15 protein-coding genes and 2 pseudogenes are annotated in these 16,936 nt (G+C 70.6%); 10 read left to right on the forward strand and 7 right to left on the reverse strand.

Annotated elements, in window-relative coordinates; genetic code table 11:
- A pseudogene (locus DSY14_RS22540) lies at nt 1-222 on the forward strand (DUF4245 domain-containing protein); the annotation flags it as partial.
- A 396-nt stretch (nt 223-618) separates the two neighbouring features.
- On the opposite strand, the gene DSY14_RS22545 reads toward DSY14_RS22540, so the two are convergent.
- Entirely contained in the window at nt 619-1,248 is a 630-nt protein-coding gene (locus DSY14_RS22545) for a hypothetical protein (protein ID WP_211718617.1), read from the reverse strand.
- 297 nt (nt 1,249-1,545) lie between these two features.
- On the opposite strand from DSY14_RS22545, the gene DSY14_RS22550 reads away from it, so the two are divergent.
- On the forward strand, nt 1,546-2,517 hold the full coding sequence (locus DSY14_RS22550; RefSeq protein ID WP_211718618.1) for a 4-hydroxy-3-methylbut-2-enyl diphosphate reductase: 972 nt from the start codon (nt 1,546-1,548) through the stop codon (nt 2,515-2,517).
- 126 nt (nt 2,518-2,643) lie between these two features.
- On the opposite strand, the pseudogene DSY14_RS22555 reads toward DSY14_RS22550, so the two are convergent.
- Nucleotides 2,644-3,109: pseudogene (locus DSY14_RS22555) on the reverse strand (DUF4245 family protein).
- Between the two features lie 146 nt (nt 3,110-3,255).
- The gene (locus tag DSY14_RS22560) at nt 3,256-3,882 is read right to left on the reverse strand and encodes a TetR/AcrR family transcriptional regulator (protein ID WP_211718630.1); all 627 of its coding nucleotides are present in this window, start codon (nt 3,880-3,882) and stop codon (nt 3,256-3,258) included.
- Between the two features lie 172 nt (nt 3,883-4,054).
- Here DSY14_RS22560 and glpX point away from each other — a divergent pair, with 172 nt between their 5' ends.
- Both glpX and DSY14_RS22570 read left to right on the forward strand, forming a co-directional pair.
- Nucleotides 4,055-5,080 carry a class II fructose-bisphosphatase gene (glpX, locus tag DSY14_RS22565; RefSeq protein ID WP_211718619.1) on the forward strand — a complete coding sequence of 342 codons (1,026 nt, stop codon included), beginning with the start codon at nt 4,055-4,057 and terminating at the stop codon, nt 5,078-5,080.
- 402 nt (nt 5,081-5,482) lie between these two features.
- The gene (locus tag DSY14_RS22570) at nt 5,483-6,880 is read left to right on the forward strand and encodes a DUF3352 domain-containing protein (protein WP_249188302.1); all 1,398 of its coding nucleotides are present in this window, start codon (nt 5,483-5,485) and stop codon (nt 6,878-6,880) included.
- 94 nt (nt 6,881-6,974) lie between these two features.
- On the opposite strand, the gene DSY14_RS22575 is transcribed toward DSY14_RS22570, so the two are convergent.
- Both DSY14_RS22575 and DSY14_RS22580 read right to left on the reverse strand, forming a co-directional pair.
- Nucleotides 6,975-7,796, reverse strand: coding sequence for an ABC transporter permease (locus DSY14_RS22575; protein WP_211718621.1), 822 nt, complete (start codon nt 7,794-7,796; stop codon nt 6,975-6,977).
- A complete protein-coding gene (locus tag DSY14_RS22580; protein ID WP_211718622.1) occupies nt 7,793-8,725 on the reverse strand; it encodes an ABC transporter ATP-binding protein in 933 nt (310 codons plus the stop codon). The genes DSY14_RS22575 and DSY14_RS22580 overlap by 4 nt, the downstream gene beginning before the upstream one ends.
- 400 nt (nt 8,726-9,125) lie before the next feature.
- Here DSY14_RS22580 and DSY14_RS22585 point away from each other — a divergent pair, with 400 nt between their 5' ends.
- From DSY14_RS22585 to DSY14_RS22610, 6 genes are all read left to right on the forward strand, one after another.
- A complete protein-coding gene (locus tag DSY14_RS22585; protein ID WP_211718623.1) occupies nt 9,126-10,103 on the forward strand; it encodes a lytic polysaccharide monooxygenase in 978 nt (325 codons plus the stop codon).
- Between the two features lie 371 nt (nt 10,104-10,474).
- On the forward strand, nt 10,475-10,819 hold the full coding sequence (locus tag DSY14_RS28900; RefSeq protein WP_307851303.1) for an RNHCP domain-containing protein: 345 nt from the start codon (nt 10,475-10,477) through the stop codon (nt 10,817-10,819).
- Nucleotides 10,816-11,253, forward strand: coding sequence for an RNHCP domain-containing protein (locus tag DSY14_RS22595; protein WP_211718625.1), 438 nt, complete (start codon nt 10,816-10,818; stop codon nt 11,251-11,253). The genes DSY14_RS28900 and DSY14_RS22595 overlap by 4 nt, the downstream gene beginning before the upstream one ends.
- Nucleotides 11,254-11,472: 219 nt before the next feature.
- Nucleotides 11,473-12,042: a DUF1707 domain-containing protein gene (locus tag DSY14_RS22600; protein ID WP_211718631.1), complete on the forward strand. Its 570-nt coding sequence runs from the start codon at nt 11,473-11,475 to the stop codon at nt 12,040-12,042.
- A gap of 117 nt (nt 12,043-12,159) precedes the next feature.
- Nucleotides 12,160-13,548: a class II fumarate hydratase gene (locus DSY14_RS22605; RefSeq protein WP_211718626.1), complete on the forward strand. Its 1,389-nt coding sequence runs from the start codon at nt 12,160-12,162 to the stop codon at nt 13,546-13,548.
- A 147-nt stretch (nt 13,549-13,695) separates the two neighbouring features.
- A complete protein-coding gene (locus DSY14_RS22610; protein ID WP_211718627.1) occupies nt 13,696-15,576 on the forward strand; it encodes a serine/threonine-protein kinase in 1,881 nt (626 codons plus the stop codon).
- Nucleotides 15,577-15,691: 115 nt separating this feature from the next.
- Here the strand turns inward: DSY14_RS22610 and DSY14_RS22615 are convergent, their stop codons facing one another.
- Complete coding sequence (locus DSY14_RS22615; protein WP_211718628.1) at nt 15,692-16,342, reverse strand: transglycosylase SLT domain-containing protein; 651 nt, start codon at nt 16,340-16,342, stop codon at nt 15,692-15,694.
- Between the two features lie 58 nt (nt 16,343-16,400).
- On the reverse strand, nt 16,401-16,936 hold a 536-nt coding region (locus DSY14_RS22620), incomplete at its 5' end, for a lytic transglycosylase domain-containing protein (RefSeq protein ID WP_211718629.1).

Raw genomic sequence — 16,936 nt, forward strand, 5'->3', positions numbered from 1 at the left:
GCCATGCTGACCCAGAGCGACGGCGAGGCCGAGGCGGTGATCGCCGACCGGGTCAAGGGCGCCGAGCCCGTGGGTACCGTCATGGTCGCCGACCAGGAGCGGGAGACGTCTGCGCCCCGAGCGAGGGCCACGATGGAACCACCGGACCTCCCCCATGGGGCCGCATCCTCACGGCACCGTTCGGTGCCGATCCCGCGGCCCCCACCTCGCCTTCATTTTTGATAGTTAACACTCACTACTTTATGGATGTCAAGTCGGATCGTCTCCAAGGCCGGGAGAGGGACCCACCGACCGCCGACGGTGACGTCCCTCCCGGGGCCCACCGTGCGACGCCCCGGACCCCACGGCCGGCCGGTGCGCACCCGACACACCCGAGCGCGGGTCACGTCGGCCGCCCCGACATCCGTCACACGGACCCCGAGGCGCTCATGGGAGAGGGGGCCGACGTGCGCGCCTGCAGGACACGCACGTCGACCCCCTCCGAACTCGAACCGCCGGCACCCCGGGAAGGGCACGGCCGGCCCGTGTTCCTCAGAGCCTCAGCCGTGCTTCGGCCCGTGTTCGGGTGTGCCGGGGTGGGACGGGAACCGCAGACCCCCGTGGTTCGCGGCACGGGCTCTAGGCGTCGGCTTCGAGCTTGGCGATGCGGTTGTCGTACATCTTGATGAATTCGGGGCGACCCCGGTGGGCGACCTCGTAGGCGCGCAGGTCGCGCACCTGCTCGATGGTGAGTTTGCGCAGCCGCGCCCGAATGGACGGCAGGGTGAGCTCGTCGTAGGTGGGCACCGCCAGCTCCTCGGCCTCGGGGGCGGCACCCTTGCGGACCTTCTCCAGGACCTCGTCACTGGCGACGGTGGTGTGGGCCTCGGCGACCGTGATCTCCTCGGCCAGGGCGGGGCCGTCCTCGGGGACGTCCTCGGTGGCGGGGCCGGCGGGCTCGCCCCGGGGCTCCTCGACCAGCGTGGTGGTCTCGGAGGCGTCGGTGTCCTGGGCGGGGGCGTCCGCGCCGGACACGGGCTCGTCGGCGGACGCCGCGACCTCGGTCGTCTCGGTCGTCGCCGCGGGGGCCTCCGCGACGGTGTCCTCGGTGACCTTCTCCTGCGGAGCCTCGGCGGTCTCCTGCTCCGCGGTCTCCGTGACGGGGGTCGCGTCCTTCTTCTCCGGACCGGTCGTGGCGACCGGGTCCTTGCGCCCGAAGATACCCTTGACCAGGGTGATCAGCTTCGTGGCGATGGTCGGGTTGGACATAGGACGGGGGCTCCTGATGCTCTCGGCGTTGGGCCGGCGGCGCGCGTCCAGCAAACCAGGCAGGGCCGAGTTGAGGGCGAACCGCCTCATAACTGATGCGATGGTGAACCAGGATAGAGGAGGGAGGAACACCATGAGCAGGTCGGAAGTGAACGATTTCGCCACGTCGCGGCCCAACCGGGTACGTTCTGTGGCGAGGACATCACCCGACCATGGACTCCACCCTGGGTGTGCCCGGTCCGGTGCCGTATCCCACACCCGCTCCCACAGCCCTCGATCGCACCTAGGATGTACCCCATGACTGCGATGACGACTGCCACGAACCAACGCCGTGTGCTCCTCGCCAACCCCCGGGGCTACTGCGCCGGCGTCGACCGAGCGGTCATCACCGTCGAGAAAGCCCTCGAGCAGTACGGCGCTCCCATCTACGTGCGCAAGCAGATCGTGCACAACACGCACGTCGTGCGCACCTTGGAAGAGCGCGGCGCGATCTTCGTCGAGGAGACCGAGGAGGTGCCCGAGGGCGCCATCGTCGTCTTCTCCGCCCACGGCGTCTCGCCCGCCGTTCACGAGCAGGCCGAGCAGCGCAGCCTCAAGACCATCGACGCGACCTGTCCGCTGGTCACGAAGGTCCACAAGGAGGCCAAGCGCTTCGCTTCGGAGGATCGCGACATCATCCTCATCGGCCACATCGGGCACGAGGAGGTCGAGGGCACGAGCGGTGAGGCCCCCGAGCACATCCAGATCGTGGAGAGCCCCGACGAGGTCCACAAGGTCCAGGTCCGCGACCCGAACAACGTGTCCTGGCTGTCCCAGACCACGCTGTCGGTGGACGAGACCCACCAGACCGTGGACGCGCTGCGGGAGAAGTTCCCGAACCTGCTCGACCCGCCCAGCGACGACATCTGCTACGCCACCTCCAACCGTCAGGACGCCGTCAAGGCCATGGCGCCCGAGTGCGAGCTCGTGATCGTGGTGGGCTCGGACAACTCGTCGAACTCCGTCCGTCTGGTCGAGGTCGCCCTCGACGCCGGCGCGGACGCCTCCTACCTCATCGACAACGCCTCCCTGATGGACGAGGCCTGGCTGGAGGGCGTCACCACCGTCGGTGTGACGAGCGGCGCGTCCGTGCCCGACATCCTGGTGCGCGAGCTCCTCGACAAGCTCTCCGCACACGGATACGGCACCGTCACCCCGGTGACCACCGCCGACGAGACCCTGACCTTCTCCCTGCCCAAGGAGCTCCGCCGCGACCTGCGGGCCGAGTGAGCGGCACGGATCACGCGACACACGACGGGCCCCGGCGAACCAGGAAGGTTCGCCGGGGCCCGTCGTCGTCGGCGTGGTGGACGAGGTGTCGTCTCAGCGCGGCGCGGTGAACACGGTCCGGTCCGCTCAGCGCCCGTCGGTGCCGGCGTCGTCCGGGGCCTCGGTGTCCGTGTCCTCCGTGTGCGGGGCCTCGGTGCCCTCGTCGTCGTTCTTCTCCGGCACCGGGTGGGTCTCCAGGTGCTCGGCCAGGACGGCGAACTCGTCGAGGGAGGTGCTGCCGGAGATGATGAGGGTCCGGTCGTCGCCCCGGCGGACGATGGCCCCCCAGTCCTCGGCCTCGTACTGTTCCCACTCCTGGTCGGCGACCATGACGGTACCCACGGGCTCGGCGCCCTTGACCCGGTCGGCGATCACCGCCTCGGCCTCGCCGTCGCTCTGGGTCAGCATGGCACCCCGCCGGAAGGTCCTCGGAGGGCGCCGTGACCTCGTAGTCGGCGGCCTGCCGCATCACCTCGATGTCCCGGCGATAGTCCACGGTGGGGATGCTCTCGCCCGTACGCGTGGAGACCACGAACGACATCACCAGAAGGATGCCGACGACGATCCCGAGGGAGATGGCGTAGTTCTTGAAGGTGGCGCTGGCCCGGCTGTACTCACTCATGTCATGACCAGCTTGCCCCAGGTCCGGGTCCGCTTCGACCCGGGGTGCGTTTAGTGACCCTCGCCCCGGGCCGAAGGTCAGGGCGTCTCGGGCCCGACGTGACGTCGGTTGCGGGGCTCCAACGCGGACAGCAGACCGGTGATGTCGTCGGCGAGTCTGTGGGCGTCGATGTCGTCGCGTTCGACCACCTCGGCGACGGCCAGCAGCATCGAACCGCTCACCACGATCAGCAGTGCCTCGTCGACCGGCTCGTCCGCCTTGCGGAACAGCGCCACGTTACGGTCGGTCCACTGGGTGAGCCGTGACCGCAGTTGGTGGTCGAACCCGGGCGGGCCGTCGCCGCTGAAGAACAGCCGCGCGGTGTCGCGTTCCTCGATGCAGCCGAGCAGGTAGGCGTGGGCCGCGATGTTCATCAGCCGTGTGGGATCGCTCTCACCCCCGGCGCGGGCCTCACGCACCGCCTCGTGGGTGCGGTCCTGCTGACGCTGCTGAAACTCCTCGTACAGGGCGACGTAGAGGTCCGCCTTGCCGGTGAAGTGGTGGTAGAGGCTGCCCACACTGGCGCCGGCGACCGAGACGACCTCGCTCACTCCGGCCTTGGCGAACCCCACGGTGTGGAACACCTGGGCCGCCGCCTTCAGCAGGGAACTACGGGTGGCCGCGCCTCGCGGCGAGACCCGCGTGGGCTTGTCCGTCTTGTCCACTGTCACGCCCTCACTCCTGTCCGGGTCCACGCCAGGGTAGACCTTCGTCGGCCCCCCGAGCGCGTCCGCGTCCCCCTTCGACGCGCCCCACCCGTGATGACCAGGGATCACCCGGGGTGACTACCCTAAGACGTGCATCCCACCCTGTTCCCTGACGGAAGGTGTCATCTCCATGTCGCAGCCCGGTAGTCCGACCGCGCAGTCCCCGGCGCCCGACCGCAACCTCGCGCTGGAGCTGGTCCGCGTCACCGAGACCGCCGCGCTCGCCGCGGGCCGCTGGGTCGGCAAGGGTGACAAGCTCGGCGCCGACGGCGCCGCCGTGCGCGGGATGCGCCACATGATCAGCACGGTGTCGATGAACGGCACCGTGGTGATCGGTGAGGGCGAGAAGGACAACGCCCCGATGCTCTACAACGGCGAGCTCGTCGGCGACGGCGGCGGCCACGACTGGGACGTGGCGGTCGACCCGATCGACGGGACCACGCTGGCGGCCATGGGCATGCCCAACGCCATCGCCGTGATCGCGATGAGCCCGCGCAACACCATGTTCGACCCGTCGGCGGTCTTCTACATGGAGAAGCTGGCCACCGGTCCGGAGGCCGCGGACATGGTGGACATCGCCGCCCCGGTCGCCGACAACATCCGTGCGGTGGCCCGCGCCAAGAACAAGTCGCCGCAGGACGTCACCGTCGTCATCCTCGACCGTCCGCGCCACAAGCAGCTGGTGCAGGACGTGCGTGACGCGGGGGCCCGCATCAAGTTCATCAGCGACGGCGACGTCGCGGGCGCGATCATGGCCGCCCGTCCCGGGACGGGCGTGGACCTGATGCTCGGTATCGGCGGTACCCCGGAGGGCATCATCACGGCGTGCGCCATGAAGTGTCTGGGCGGGGTCATCCAGGGGCGCCTGTGGCCCAAGGACGACGAGGAGCGCCGGAAGGCGATCGGCGCCGGGCACGAGCTGGACCGCGTGCTGTACACGGACGACCTGGTCTCGTCCGACGACGTGTTCTTCGCGGCCACCGGGATCACCGAGGGTGAACTAGTCGGCGGGGTCCGTTACGAGTCCAGCGGTGTGATCACCGACTCCCTGGTCATGCGCGGTCGCAGCGGCACCGTGCGCCAGGTCCGCAGCGAGCACCGGCTGAGCAAGCTGTCCGCCTACAGCGGGGTCGACCTCACCTCCGCCCCGGAGTAGACCGGACCCGCGACACCGGCGCCGCCCGTGCGGCGCCGGTGGTGTTCCTCCGAACCTCCGGCGCTCGGAAGGCGTCACAACCCTCGGCGGCCACGCGGCCGACAGACCCTTCCTCGCACCACCCTCGTCGGAGGCCCGATGTCCCACCCAGATCCCCCGCAGCAGCCCCGGTGGCAGCCGCCGCAGTATCCCGGACAGGCGTTCCCTCCCCCCGGTGGTTTCGCCCAGGGACCTCCTCCGCAGGGTCCGGGCGTGCCCGGGCCGCCCTTCCCCGGCGGCCCTCAGGGTCCCGGCCACCCGCCCTACGGAGGACCGTACGCGGGCGCCCCCGTACCCCCCGGGGGTGATGGCGGTCGGCGTCGGTGGCTGATCCCCGCCGCCGCGGTCACGGCCGTCGTGGTGATGGCCGCAACGGTCTGGGCGACGGTGTCGCTGGTGGGTTTCGGCGGCCCGCAGCCCGAGTCGGTGCTGCCCGCGAACGCGCTGGGCTTCGCCAAGGTCGACCTCGACATCGACGGTTCCCAGGCCATCGACCTGTTGCGCTTCGCCGACCGGCTACCGGACGAGCTCGGTGAGGAGTTCGAGGGGGTGGAGGACGAGGACGACACCGCCGCCCCCTTCGCCGAGGTCTTCGCCGACACCTACGACCTGGAGGCCTCCGAGGTCGAGGGCTGGATCGGGCGGAAGGTCGGGGTGGCGTCGTGGCCCACCGACAACACCGACTTCGCTTCCGAGGGCGGAGTGGCCTTCGCGATCGCGCTGGCGGTCGAGGACGCCGGGGCCGCCGAGGCCCGGTTCACCGAACTCTCCGAGACCCACGGGCTCGCCCACACGATGGTCGACGACTTCGTGGTGTTCTCCGAGCACCCGGCGGCGATCGACGACTACCACGACCAGATGTCGGCCCACGGCGACCTGGAGAGCGACGACGTCTACAGCGGTGACCTCGGTGACGTCCCGAGCGGCAGCATCGCCCTGGCCTGGGTCGACCTGGCCTCCCTGGCGGGAATCCGCCCGTTCCGGGAGCAGCTCGCCACCGAGTTCGGCGCCGCCGGCACCGTCCAGGGCCGGATGACCGCCTCCTTCCGGGTCACCGGGGAGTACCTGGAGGCGCGGATGGACGTGTTCGGGCTCTCCGTCGAGGGTGAGGACCTGAGCTGGCTGGCGGAGGGCACGGGGGCGGGTGTGGAGGCCATGGGCGGCCTGCCGGAGAACACGACCGTGGCGCTGGGCGGGAGCGGTCTGGACCGGATGCTGGCCGCCGCCTGGGAGAACGACGCGTTGCCGCTCCTGGACGATCAGGACCGGCGTGCCATGGAGTCGGACCTGACCTCCGTCGGGGCACCCCCGCCGGACGGGTTCACGTCCCTGCTCGGTACCTCCACCGCCGTGGGACTGTCCGACTTCGACACGGGCGGCTACGGATCCTCCGTGGATCCGACCGTGGTCTTCCGCGCCGTGGACGGTGACCCCACCGCGCTGGCCGCGTTCGTCGACGAGGTCGTGGCACCGCCCGCCTCGACCGGCCCGCGCCCCACGGTGACCGAGGACGGTGCCACCGTGGTCGTCGCCACGGGAGGCACCGGCGGGGCCGTGCTCGCCGACGACCAGGTCTTCCAGCAGACGATGGCCGGCATGGAGGACACGGTGGCCGCGGCCTTCGTGGACGTGCGTCGGGCCCTCACCCATGAGGAGGTCCGCGACCCCGAACAGTGGGGCGCGGTGGGCGTGGCGCTGAGCGTCACCCAGGACGGCGACCGTGCCGCGTTCGAACTGCGGTGGGCGCCTAGCGGCGGCTGACCGCCCGGGAGCACCGCGACGGCGCGGCGGGGGTCGGTCCCCCACCGCGCCGTCGCTGTCGGGGCGCCCGGGGCGCCCGCCCGCGCGTCCGGTGTCAGTCCACGACCCGGCGGCGCATCTGGAACGAGGCCAGGTTCCACATGAGGAACGCGAACCCGGCGAGCACGGCCACGTGCAGCAGGGCCGCCCCGGGTCCCAGTCCGCCGAAGACGGAGCCCCGGATGAGTTCGACGGCGTGGTAGAGCGGGTTGGCCATGGCGGCGGCCTGGACCCAGGCGGGTAGTTCGGTGACGGGGAAGAACGTGCCCGCCACCAGGAACAGAGGCGTGAACAGGCCACTGAACACGTAGTCCATGGAGCGCACCGAGCCGATGACCGCCGAGATCCAGATGCCGAAGAGCGCGAAGGCGAAACCGGCGAGGAAGGCGATGAACGGTACGGCGAGCATGCCGGGCCCGGGGCGCAGGCCGAAGCCGATGGCGACGAGCAGCGGCACGCAGCCGTAGACACCGGAGCGCAGGGCCAACCACAGCGCCTCGCCGGTGACCAGTTCGCGCACGTCGACGGGGGCGGCGAGGATGCCCTCGTAGGTGTGCAGGAAACGGCGTTTGATGAAGGTGTTGATGACGGCGGGCATCATCGACTGGAACATCACCGACACGGCGACGATGCCGGTGCCGAGGAAGTCGATGTAACTGAACCCGGCGAGGGTGCCGATGAGGGCGCCCATACCGAAGCCGAAGCACAGCAGGTACAGGGTGGGTTCGACGACGGCGGCGAAGGTCGTCGCCCGCCACGACTGGCCGTAGAGGATCCATTCCCTCGCGACCACGCCAAGAACGGCGTCGGCCTCGAAGCGCCCCGGTCGGGCATGGCGTTCCGGGCGGGCGTCCGCCCGCTGCTGCGACAGGCTCATCCGACGTTCTCTCCGGTCAGGGTCACGAAGACGTCCTCCAGGTTGGCGGCCCGACGCTCGGGTTCGCCGAGGCGGTCCCGGACGGAGTCGGGGAGTTCCTCGGCCCGCAGGACGGACAGGCTGGTGCCGGTGCGTCGGGTGCCGAATCCGTGCTCGTGGACCAGGCGTTCGAGGTCGGTCAACCCGTCCCCGCCCTGGGGCGTGTACTCCTCGACGGTGGAACCGGCGTACTTGGCGACGAGGTCGACGGGCGTGCCGCGCTCGATGACGCGTCCGCGGGCCATGAGCGCGACCTCGTCGGAGAGGCGTTCGGCCTCCTCGATGTAGTGCGTGGACATCAGGACGGTGACGCCCTCGTCGCGCAGTGCGGAGATGACGCCCCACAGGTCCTGGCGCACCTGGGGGTCCAGCCCCACGGTGGGCTCGTCCATGAGGACCAGTTCGGGTCGGTGCAGGAGCGCGCGGACGATGAGCAGTCGACGGCGCATGCCCCCCGACAGGTCGTCGACGAGGGTGTCGGCGCGGTCGCTCAGTTGGGCCAGGCGCAGGGTGCGTTCGATGGCCTCGCGGCGTCGTCGGCGCGGGACGCGGTAGAGGTACGAGAACATGCGCAGGTTCTGCTCGACGGTGAGTTCCTCGTCGAGGTTGTCGTGCTGGGGAACGACGCCCATGCGGGCGCGGGCCCATTTCGACTCGGCGGGGATCGCGTGGTCGAGGATCCGGATCGCGCCCTCGTCGGCGACCGCCTGGGCGGTCAGCATCTTCATGGTGGTGGACTTTCCGGCCCCGTTGGGGCCGAGCAGTCCGAGGACGATCCCCCGGGGCACCTCCAGGTCGAGGCCGTCGACGGCGGTGAGGGAGCCGAAGCGCTTGACGACTCCGCGGAGCTGGATCGCCGGTACGAGACTCCCGGGATCTGGTGTGGTCATGGACCCACGGTAGGCAGCGCGGAGCCGGTTTTCCACTGGTTTTCCGAGCGGATCGTCCGTTTCTCGGGGAGCCGATTTCGACCATTGTCGAAGAAGGTCCGCACCGTTCATAAAACGCGCGCGGGACCGAACCGTACCATCAGTCCATAATCAACCGAAAACAAACATTACTGTTGAGCGCGAGATCCGTCAACCCTCCAGGTCAGCACCCTTGTTTTGGGGAAAGCTTCCTTTTCTGAATCTTGTCTGTATAGTCGCCAACCACACCTTTCGGGTGGGCTGGAACCCCCGTGATCCCAGTGTTCGCGGGCTGCCCGAGAGGTGGTCCCTCCAGCCCGGACGACCGTGCGGGTTCGCGACCCGCACGGCCCCCGCAAGTCCACGACTCGAGGAGAACCCGATGAGGTTCGGACGACTCGCCCGCTCCGCCGCCGTCCTGGTGGCCGCCCCCGTCACCATCGCCGGTCTGGCCGCCGCCCCGGCCCAGGCCCACGGCACCCTCGGTGATCCGATCAGTCGGATCGCCGCCTGCTACGCCGAAGGCCCCGAGAGCCCGCAGTCGGAGATGTGCGTCCGTCTGGTGGAGGAGAACGGCACCCAGCCGCTCTACGACTGGCACGAGGTCAACATCGCCAACGCCGACGGGCAGCACCGCGAGATCATTCCCGACGGTCAGCTGTGCAGCGCCGGTCGGGACAAGTACTCCGCCCTGGACAACCCGGGTGACTGGGCGAGCACCGCCGTCACCGAACTGCCCTCCGGCGCCGACCACACCTTCGAGTACACCGCGGCCGTGCCCCACGCGGGTTACATCGAGTACTACGTCACCACCGACGACTGGGACCCCAGCACCCCGCTGACCTGGGATGAGCTGGAGTCGGAACCGTTCGCCGTGGACGACCAACCGGTCGCCGAAGACGGCACCTACACCATGACCGCGCAGCTGCCGGAGAAGAGCGGTCAGCACCTCGTCTACACGATCTGGCAGCGCACCGACAGCCCCGAGGCGTTCTACAGCTGCTCGGACGTCACCTTCGGTGGTGAGAGCGCCGCGGTGGCCACCTCCGCCGCCGACACCGAGGCGTTCTCGGTGGACCCGGCCGCCTACGCCGATCTCGACCACGCCGACCACGCGCAGGACGAGGACACCGTGACGACCGGGACGAACGACTCGGCCGAGACCACCGAGAGCGACACCGAGGACGCCGGTGAGACCGACGCGGCGCCCGTCGCCGACCACGGCTCGCACGCCTCCGGCGGCACCGAACTCGCGGCGACCGGCAGCGCCGTCACCGCTCTGTTCGCCACCGCCATCGCCCTGATGGCCGCCGGCGCGGCCGCCCTGCACCTGGCCCGCAGGCGCCGCGGCACGGTCTGACCGTGCCCTCCCCCGGTCGCCCGAGGCGCGGACGCGCACCCACGGCGCCGGGGTCGATCCCCGGTGGCCCCGGACACGGTCGCGTGTCCGGGGCCACCGGCCCGCCCGGACGGGGCCACGGAAAAACCGGTTGCCGTGGAGACCACGGGTCCGTAGCGTCGAGGGGTCGGAACAGGAATGCGGACCGGGGGCAGGACACCCCGGATATGAGGACAGGTGGGTATGGCCCGGAACGCGCCGAGCGCGCCTCACGACCACGCGGTCCCGCGTCCGCCCCGATTCCTCCGGGTGGACTGAACCGGAACCCCGTCCGAGCCCCGCTCGGCGCTCTTGCTGACGAACGCCACACCTTTTCGGCAAGGAGTCCCCGGGTGTCCATCACCGAACCGAACTTCACCTGTCTGCTCTGCGGTCTGACGGTGTCGCCCCGCGAACCCGACGGCGACGAACGCGACCACTGCCCGAGCTGCCTGACCTCCCGCCACGTCCACGACCAGCACGACGGCGGGGCGACCGACTGCGAGGGGCGCATGACACCCCTTTCCATCGTCGTCTCCTCCGACGGCCGGTGGCGCCTCGTCCACCGCTGCGCTCGCTGCGACGAACTGTCCGAGAGCGGTGTCACCACCGACGACAACCCGCTCGTCCTCATGCGGATCGCCGTGCGACCCCTGGCCGCACCGCCGTTCCCGCTCGACGTGCTCGGGCGGGTGTGAACGTGGGGCGCCATCACCATGGGGGCCGTCGTCGCCCCCAACGCCGCAAGACCGTGCTGCGCGACCGGGGCGAACGGGGCCGTGGCTCCGGGCCCACCGCGGCCACCTTCCGCTGTTGCGGGTGTCGCCTCGACGTGCCCGGACGCGCGCCGGGCACGGCGCACAGGAATCACTGCCCGCACTGCCTGACGAGTCGACATGTCGATGATCGGGTCCCCGGTGACCGCGCCTCCGACTGCGGAGGACGGATGGCGGCGAGCGGCGTCTTCGCCCGATCGGACGGGGAGTGGATGCTCCTGCACCGCTGCGTGTCCTGCGGTGAACTGAGCGCCAACCGGATCGCGGGCGACGACAACGCGCGCGCCCTGGTCCGTCTGGCCGTGCGACCTCTCAGCGTGGCCGGTCACGCCCGTCGGGCCCTGGTCCACCTGTGACCTCCGCGGGTCCGGAGCCTCACGTGGGCACCGGGCCCGCGGCCGGCCCGGGTGTGGCCCGGCATCCGTGGCGCCGGGCCGGGGAAGGGGGACGTGCCGGGGCCGACCGTCGGCCGGGGGACACGCTGCGCCGGTCCCACCGGGCGACGCGCGGCGGGGTGGGGTCCACCGCGCACGGTCTAGGGTCGGGGTGTGAGCGAGGACGTGTCCCCCGCCCTCATGAGGGCCTCCAACAGTGACCGCGAGCGCGTCGGCGCGGTGCTCCGTGCCGCCGTGGCCGACGGCCGACTCGACATGGAGGAGTTCGAGGAACGCATGGTGCGCGCCGAGGAGGCGCGCACCCTGGGCGAACTCCCCGCCATCACCTCCGACCTGCTGCCCGCCGAGGAGCAGCCCATTCGGCTGGACCCCCAGCCGATGATCGGGGTTTTCGCCCGGGAGTCCCGCAAGGGGCGGTGGGTGGCCCTCGGGGGTGAGTACGCGGTGGCGGTCGCCGGCCGGGTCGAGGTGGACCTGCGCGAGGCGCTCCTCGTCCACGGACACACCCGCATGACCGTCACCGCCGTCCTGGGCCGGATCGACGTCCGGGTGCCCGACGGCGTGGAGGTCCGGGTCCGGGGATGGTCCTTCCTCGGCCGGCGTTCCACCAGCACACGGCCCAGCCCGTTGTCGGACCCACCGGTGCTGGAGATCGACGGGTTCTCCCTGTTGGGCATCGTGCGCGTACACGCGCCCCGACGACGGTGGCGGCTCCCCTGGAGCCGAGGCCCCCGCCCCCTCACGCGATGACCTGCGCCGATGTCAACATGACACGTGCAACACCGTGAACCCCGGGTGAGGTGCGATGTGTTCTGCCGGGTCTGGCAGGCTTGAGTTCACAGGTTTTCCCAGGAGAGTTGGGTTGCAATGAGTGAGTTCCGTATCGAGCACGACTCGATGGGTGAGGTCCAGGTCCCGGCGGAGGCCAAGTGGCGGGCCCAGACGCAGCGTGCCGTCGAGAACTTCCCGATCTCGGGCCAGGGGCTGGAGAACGCCCACATCGCCGCCCTCGGCCAGATCAAGGCCGCGGCCGCGAAGGTCAACGCCGAACTCGGCGTGATCGGCGATGACCTCGGCAAGGCCATCCGTGACGCGGCCCTGGAGGTCGCCGACGGCAAGTGGAACGACGAGTTCCCGATCGACGTCTTCCAGACCGGTTCGGGCACCTCCAGCAACATGAACACCAACGAGGTCGTGGCCACGGTCGCCAAGGAGCGCACCGGTCTGGACGTTCACCCGAACGACCACGTCAACGCCTCGCAGTCGTCCAACGACGTCTTCCCGTCCTCCATCCACATCGCCGCCACCTCGGCCGTGCAGAACCGGCTGATCCCGGCGCTGCGCCACCTGGAGAGCGCGCTCGACCGCAAGGCGACCGAGTTCGCCTCCGTGGTCAAGAGCGGCCGCACCCACCTGATGGACGCCACCCCGGTCACCCTGGGCCAGGAGTTCGCCGGGTACGCCGCGCAGGTGCGCTACGGCGTCGAGCGTCTGGAGGCCGTCCTGCCGCGCGTGGCCGAGCTGCCCCTCGGCGGCACCGCGGTCGGCACCGGCATCAACACCCCCGAGGGTTTCTCCGCTCGGGTCATCGCCGAGATCGCCGACAACACCGGTCTGCCCCTGACCGAGGCCCGCGACCACTTCGAGGCACAGGGCGCCCGCGACGGTCTGATCGAGCTCTCCGGCCAGCTGCGGACCATCGCGGTGGGCTACTGCAAGATCGCCAACGACATCCGCTGGATGGGTTCGGGCCCGACCACCGGTCTGTCCGAGATCTTCCTGCCCGACCTGCAGCCGGGTTCCTCGATCATGCCGGGCAAGGTCAACCCGGTGCTGTGCGAGGCCATGTTGCAGGTCTCCTCGCAGGTCGTCGGCAACGACGCCGCGGTGGCCTTCGGCGGCGCCTCGGGCAACTTCGAGCTCAACGTCCAGCTGCCGATGATCGCCCGCAACGTGCTGGAGTCCATCCGCCTGCTCGCCAACGTCTCCACGGTCTTCGCCGACCGCTGCGTGGACGGCATCGAGGCCAACGAGGAGCAGTGCCGCGTCTACGCGGAGTCCTCCCCGTCGATCGTCACCCCGCTCAACCGCTACATCGGCTACGAGGAGGCCGCCAAGGTCGCCAAGCAGTCGCTGGCCGAGAAGAAGACCATCCGTGAGGTGGTCCTGGAGCGTGGGTACGTCCAGGACGGCAAGCTCACCGAGGCGCAGCTCGACGCCGCCCTCGACGTCCTGAAGATGACCAACTCCCAGTAGGTCGCCGGCGGACCCTCCTCGGGGCACCTCGCGTCCGCGGGGTGCCCCGAGCACGTGAGGAACCTTTCCCCTCCCGAGGGCGTCGGACCCTGGTACCAGAACACCCCTTCCCCCGGCTTCCCCCGGCCCGCCTCGAGAGAGCGACAGATGTCGAGTAACAGCGAACGCCCGATCGCCGACCGTTACGTCCTGCTCCGTGAACTGGGGCGGGGCGGCATGGGCATCGTCTGGGAGGCGCACGACACCGCGCTCGACCGTGTCGTGGCGATCAAACAGGTGCTCCTGCCCGGGCACTTCACCGAGGCCGAACGCGACGACGCGCACGCCCGAGTACGGCGCGAGGCCAGGTCGGCGGCCCGGGTCAACCACCCCACCGTCATCACCATCCACGACGTCTTCGAGCACGAGCACAATCCCTGGGTGGTGATGGAGCTCGTCGAGGGCGGTTCCCTCCAGGAGATGTTGGCCGCCGAGGGCGCCCTGCCGCCCGATCGGGTCGCCGAGATCGCCGTATCGCTGTTGGAGGCGGTGCGCGCCGCGGACGCCGCGGGGGTGCTGCACCGCGACATCAAGCCCGGCAACATCATGATGTCCTCCGACGGGCGGGTCATCCTCACCGACTTCGGGATCGCCACGGTGGAGGGCGGACCGAGCATCACCCGGACCGGAGCGCTCATCGGATCGCCCGAGTACATGCCGCCGGAGCGGCTGGAGGGCGCGCCGGCCGACCACCGGGGCGACCTGTGGAGCATCGGCGTGACCCTGTACGCGGCCGTGGAGGGCTCGTCGCCGTTCCGGCGCGACAACATCACCGCCGCCATCGCCGCGGTGATCTCCGCGCCGCTGCCGGCGACCACGCGCGCCGGCCGCCTGGAGCCGGTGATCTCGGGACTGTTGGAGCGCGACCCGGACCGCAGGCTCACCGTGGAACAGGCCCTGGGCCTGCTGCGGGACCACCGGTCGGGTACCGGCGCGTCCGCCGTCGCCGGTGTTCCGAGCGGGCCGAGTGGCCCGCAGGAGGCCCCCGAAACGCCGGAGGAACGGCCGCACGAGGCACACAGCGGGGGTTACCCGGGCCACCAGGCGCACAGTGGGGGTTATCCGGGCCACGAGGCGCACAGTGGGGGCCACCCGGGCCACGGGGCCGACAGCGGCGGCCACCCGGGATTTGACACGCACAGCGGCGGCTACCAGGGGCGCGCGCACGACGCCGGTTACTCCACGGGCCACCATCACGGAGGCGGCTACTACGCCGGCGGGTCCTACCCGAACGCCGGGGCGTACGCCGCTCCCGCCACGCCGCCGCCGGCGCCGGAGCGTCGGTCCCGCAGGGGCGTCGTGTTCGGGCTGGTGTCCCTGGCGATGGTGCTGCTGTTGGTGGCCGGGCTCGTGGTCTTCCTGGGCACACGCGACACGGGCCCCACCGTCGCCGGCTCCGAGGGCCAGGACGAGGGCCGCGAGGAGCGGCGCGACGACGGCGCCGGACAGAACGAGGCGCCCGTCGCCGCCCACGGGACCCCTCCCGAGTACGACGAGGACGACCTGCGGCCCTACTCCTCGGAGTGGTTCACCATCTCCCACCCCGGCGGTTGGGAGGTCGGCGAGGAGGCCCTGGAGAACTCCTACGCCTCGTTCATCGCCCCCGGACTGGAACACCAGGTCGAGGTGGACGGCTGGGAGGAGACCGACTTCACCGGTACCAGCGCGGAGTTCCTGGCCGAGTCGCGGGGCGGCACGGACATCGACGGGGACGTCACCCGTGACTACACGGTCCTGGACGAGGAGGACTTCGACCGCGACGACTTCGAGGGCGGTCTGGCCGGACTGGACGTCGCGTGGATCGAGGCGGACCTGGTGAACGACACCTGGGACGACCCCGAGCGCCGCTTCTGGGCGTACGCGGTGATCCTGGAGCAGGGCGATCACCGGGTGTTCTACCTGGTCACCGTGAACGTTCCCCGGGAGCAGGCGGGCGACTTCGACGAGGTGCACGAGGACGTCATCGAGACCTTCACGCCCTTGCAGTGACACGAACGGCGACGGCCCCGTGCGGAGATCTCCGCACGGGGCCGTCGGTGTTCACGGAGCCGCTGGTGCGCCCGGCCTCGGGCCGAGGCGCCGGTGGGCCCGGGAACGCCGGTGGCTAGTACCAGCCGACCGACTGGGAGTGGGCCCAGGCCTCACAGGGCGTGCCGTAGCGGCCCTTGATGTAGTCGATGCCCCAGGCGATCTGCGTGGCGGGGTTGCTCCGCCAGTCGTCGCCGTGGGTGGCCATCTTGCTGCCGGGCAGCGACTGCGGGATCCCGTAGGCGCCCGAGGAGGAGTTCTCGGCGCTCGGGTTCCAGTTGCTCTCCTTCTCCCACAACGGCTCCAAGCAGCCGTGGAACTCGTCGGAGCCCCAGCCGTTGTCGAGGACCATCTGCAGGGCGATGCCCTTGGGGTCGCCCGCGTACTCGGCCGGAACCTCCTCTTCCTCCTCTTCTTCTTCCTCCTCCTGCACGGCGGAGCCGGTGGCGGAGGTGCTGAGCGCGCCGGCGCCCTGTGCGGACTGACGCCGTTCCTGGGCCTCGTCGCGCAGGGACTGGAGCTCGTCCTCGGTCAACTGCTCGGAGGCGGCGAAGAAGTCGTCGCTCTCCTCGGATTCTGTGTCGGCCGCGGGTTCGTCGGACTCGGGCACGGCCGCGCTCGCCGCCATCTCCGGGTCCAGGCCGTCGTCCGCGAAGGCGGAGACGGCGAACGTCGCGCCGGCGACCAGGGTCGCCGCACCGACCGCCGCGGTACTGCGCAGCGACATGCGGTTGAGTAGCACGATTGCCTTTCCCAAAAGGGGGTTTAGGGCAGGGAAAAACCTATTAATACCAGTTGTTCGCCTGAGAGTGGGACCAGGCCCCGCAAGGAGTGCCGTAGCGGTCCTTGATGTAGTCGATCCCCCAGGCGATCTGGGTGGCCGGGTTGCTCCGCCAGTCGTCGCCGTGCGAGGCCATCTTGCTGCCGGGCAGCGACTGCGGGATCCCGTACGCCCCGGAGGAGGGGTTCTCCGCGGTGTGGTTCCAGTTGCTCTCCTTCTCCCACAGCGGCTCCAGGCAGCCGTGGAACTCGTCGGAGCCCCACCCCTCGTCGAGGACCATCTGCAGGGCGATCTCCTTGGCCGAGCCGGAGGGGACCGCGCCGCCGCCGGATCCGCCGCCGGAACCCCCGGACTCCTCGGAGGCCTCGGGGGTGGACTCCGGTTCCGGTTCGGGTTCGGCGATCTCGCTGCCGCTGCCCGAACCCGAACGCGACGCGTCCGCGACGGCCGCGACGGCCAGGTCGCGGGCCTCCGAGCGCCGGTCCTCGCGCTGCTGCTCGTCCTCGGTGGAGGCGTCGGCGAAGAAGTCGTCCTCGGGGG

Source organism: Nocardiopsis sp. MG754419, assembly GCF_018207095.1.
Lineage (GTDB): Bacteria > Actinomycetota > Actinomycetes > Streptosporangiales > Streptosporangiaceae > Nocardiopsis.

Bases quoted from the DNA above. Each gene is read 5' to 3' on its own strand.
- DSY14_RS22580 (WP_211718622.1), bottom strand. From the start codon at position 8,725: ATGACCACACCAGATCCCGGGAGTCTCGTACCGGCGATCCAGCTCCGC.
- DSY14_RS22585 (WP_211718623.1), top strand. From the start codon at position 9,126: ATGAGGTTCGGACGACTCGCCCGCTCCGCCGCCGTCCTGGTGGCCGCC.
- DSY14_RS22610 (WP_211718627.1), top strand. From the start codon at position 13,696: ATGTCGAGTAACAGCGAACGCCCGATCGCCGACCGTTACGTCCTGCTC.
- DSY14_RS22550 (WP_211718618.1), top strand. From the start codon at position 1,546: ATGACTGCGATGACGACTGCCACGAACCAACGCCGTGTGCTCCTCGCC.
- DSY14_RS22570 (WP_249188302.1), top strand. From the start codon at position 5,483: ATGGCCGCAACGGTCTGGGCGACGGTGTCGCTGGTGGGTTTCGGCGGC.
- DSY14_RS22600 (WP_211718631.1), top strand. From the start codon at position 11,473: ATGAGGGCCTCCAACAGTGACCGCGAGCGCGTCGGCGCGGTGCTCCGT.
- DSY14_RS22605 (WP_211718626.1), top strand. From the start codon at position 12,160: ATGAGTGAGTTCCGTATCGAGCACGACTCGATGGGTGAGGTCCAGGTC.
- glpX (WP_211718619.1), top strand. From the start codon at position 4,055: ATGTCGCAGCCCGGTAGTCCGACCGCGCAGTCCCCGGCGCCCGACCGC.
- DSY14_RS22575 (WP_211718621.1), bottom strand. From the start codon at position 7,796: ATGAGCCTGTCGCAGCAGCGGGCGGACGCCCGCCCGGAACGCCATGCC.
- DSY14_RS22615 (WP_211718628.1), bottom strand. From the start codon at position 16,342: ATGTCGCTGCGCAGTACCGCGGCGGTCGGTGCGGCGACCCTGGTCGCC.
- DSY14_RS22545 (WP_211718617.1), bottom strand. From the start codon at position 1,248: ATGTCCAACCCGACCATCGCCACGAAGCTGATCACCCTGGTCAAGGGT.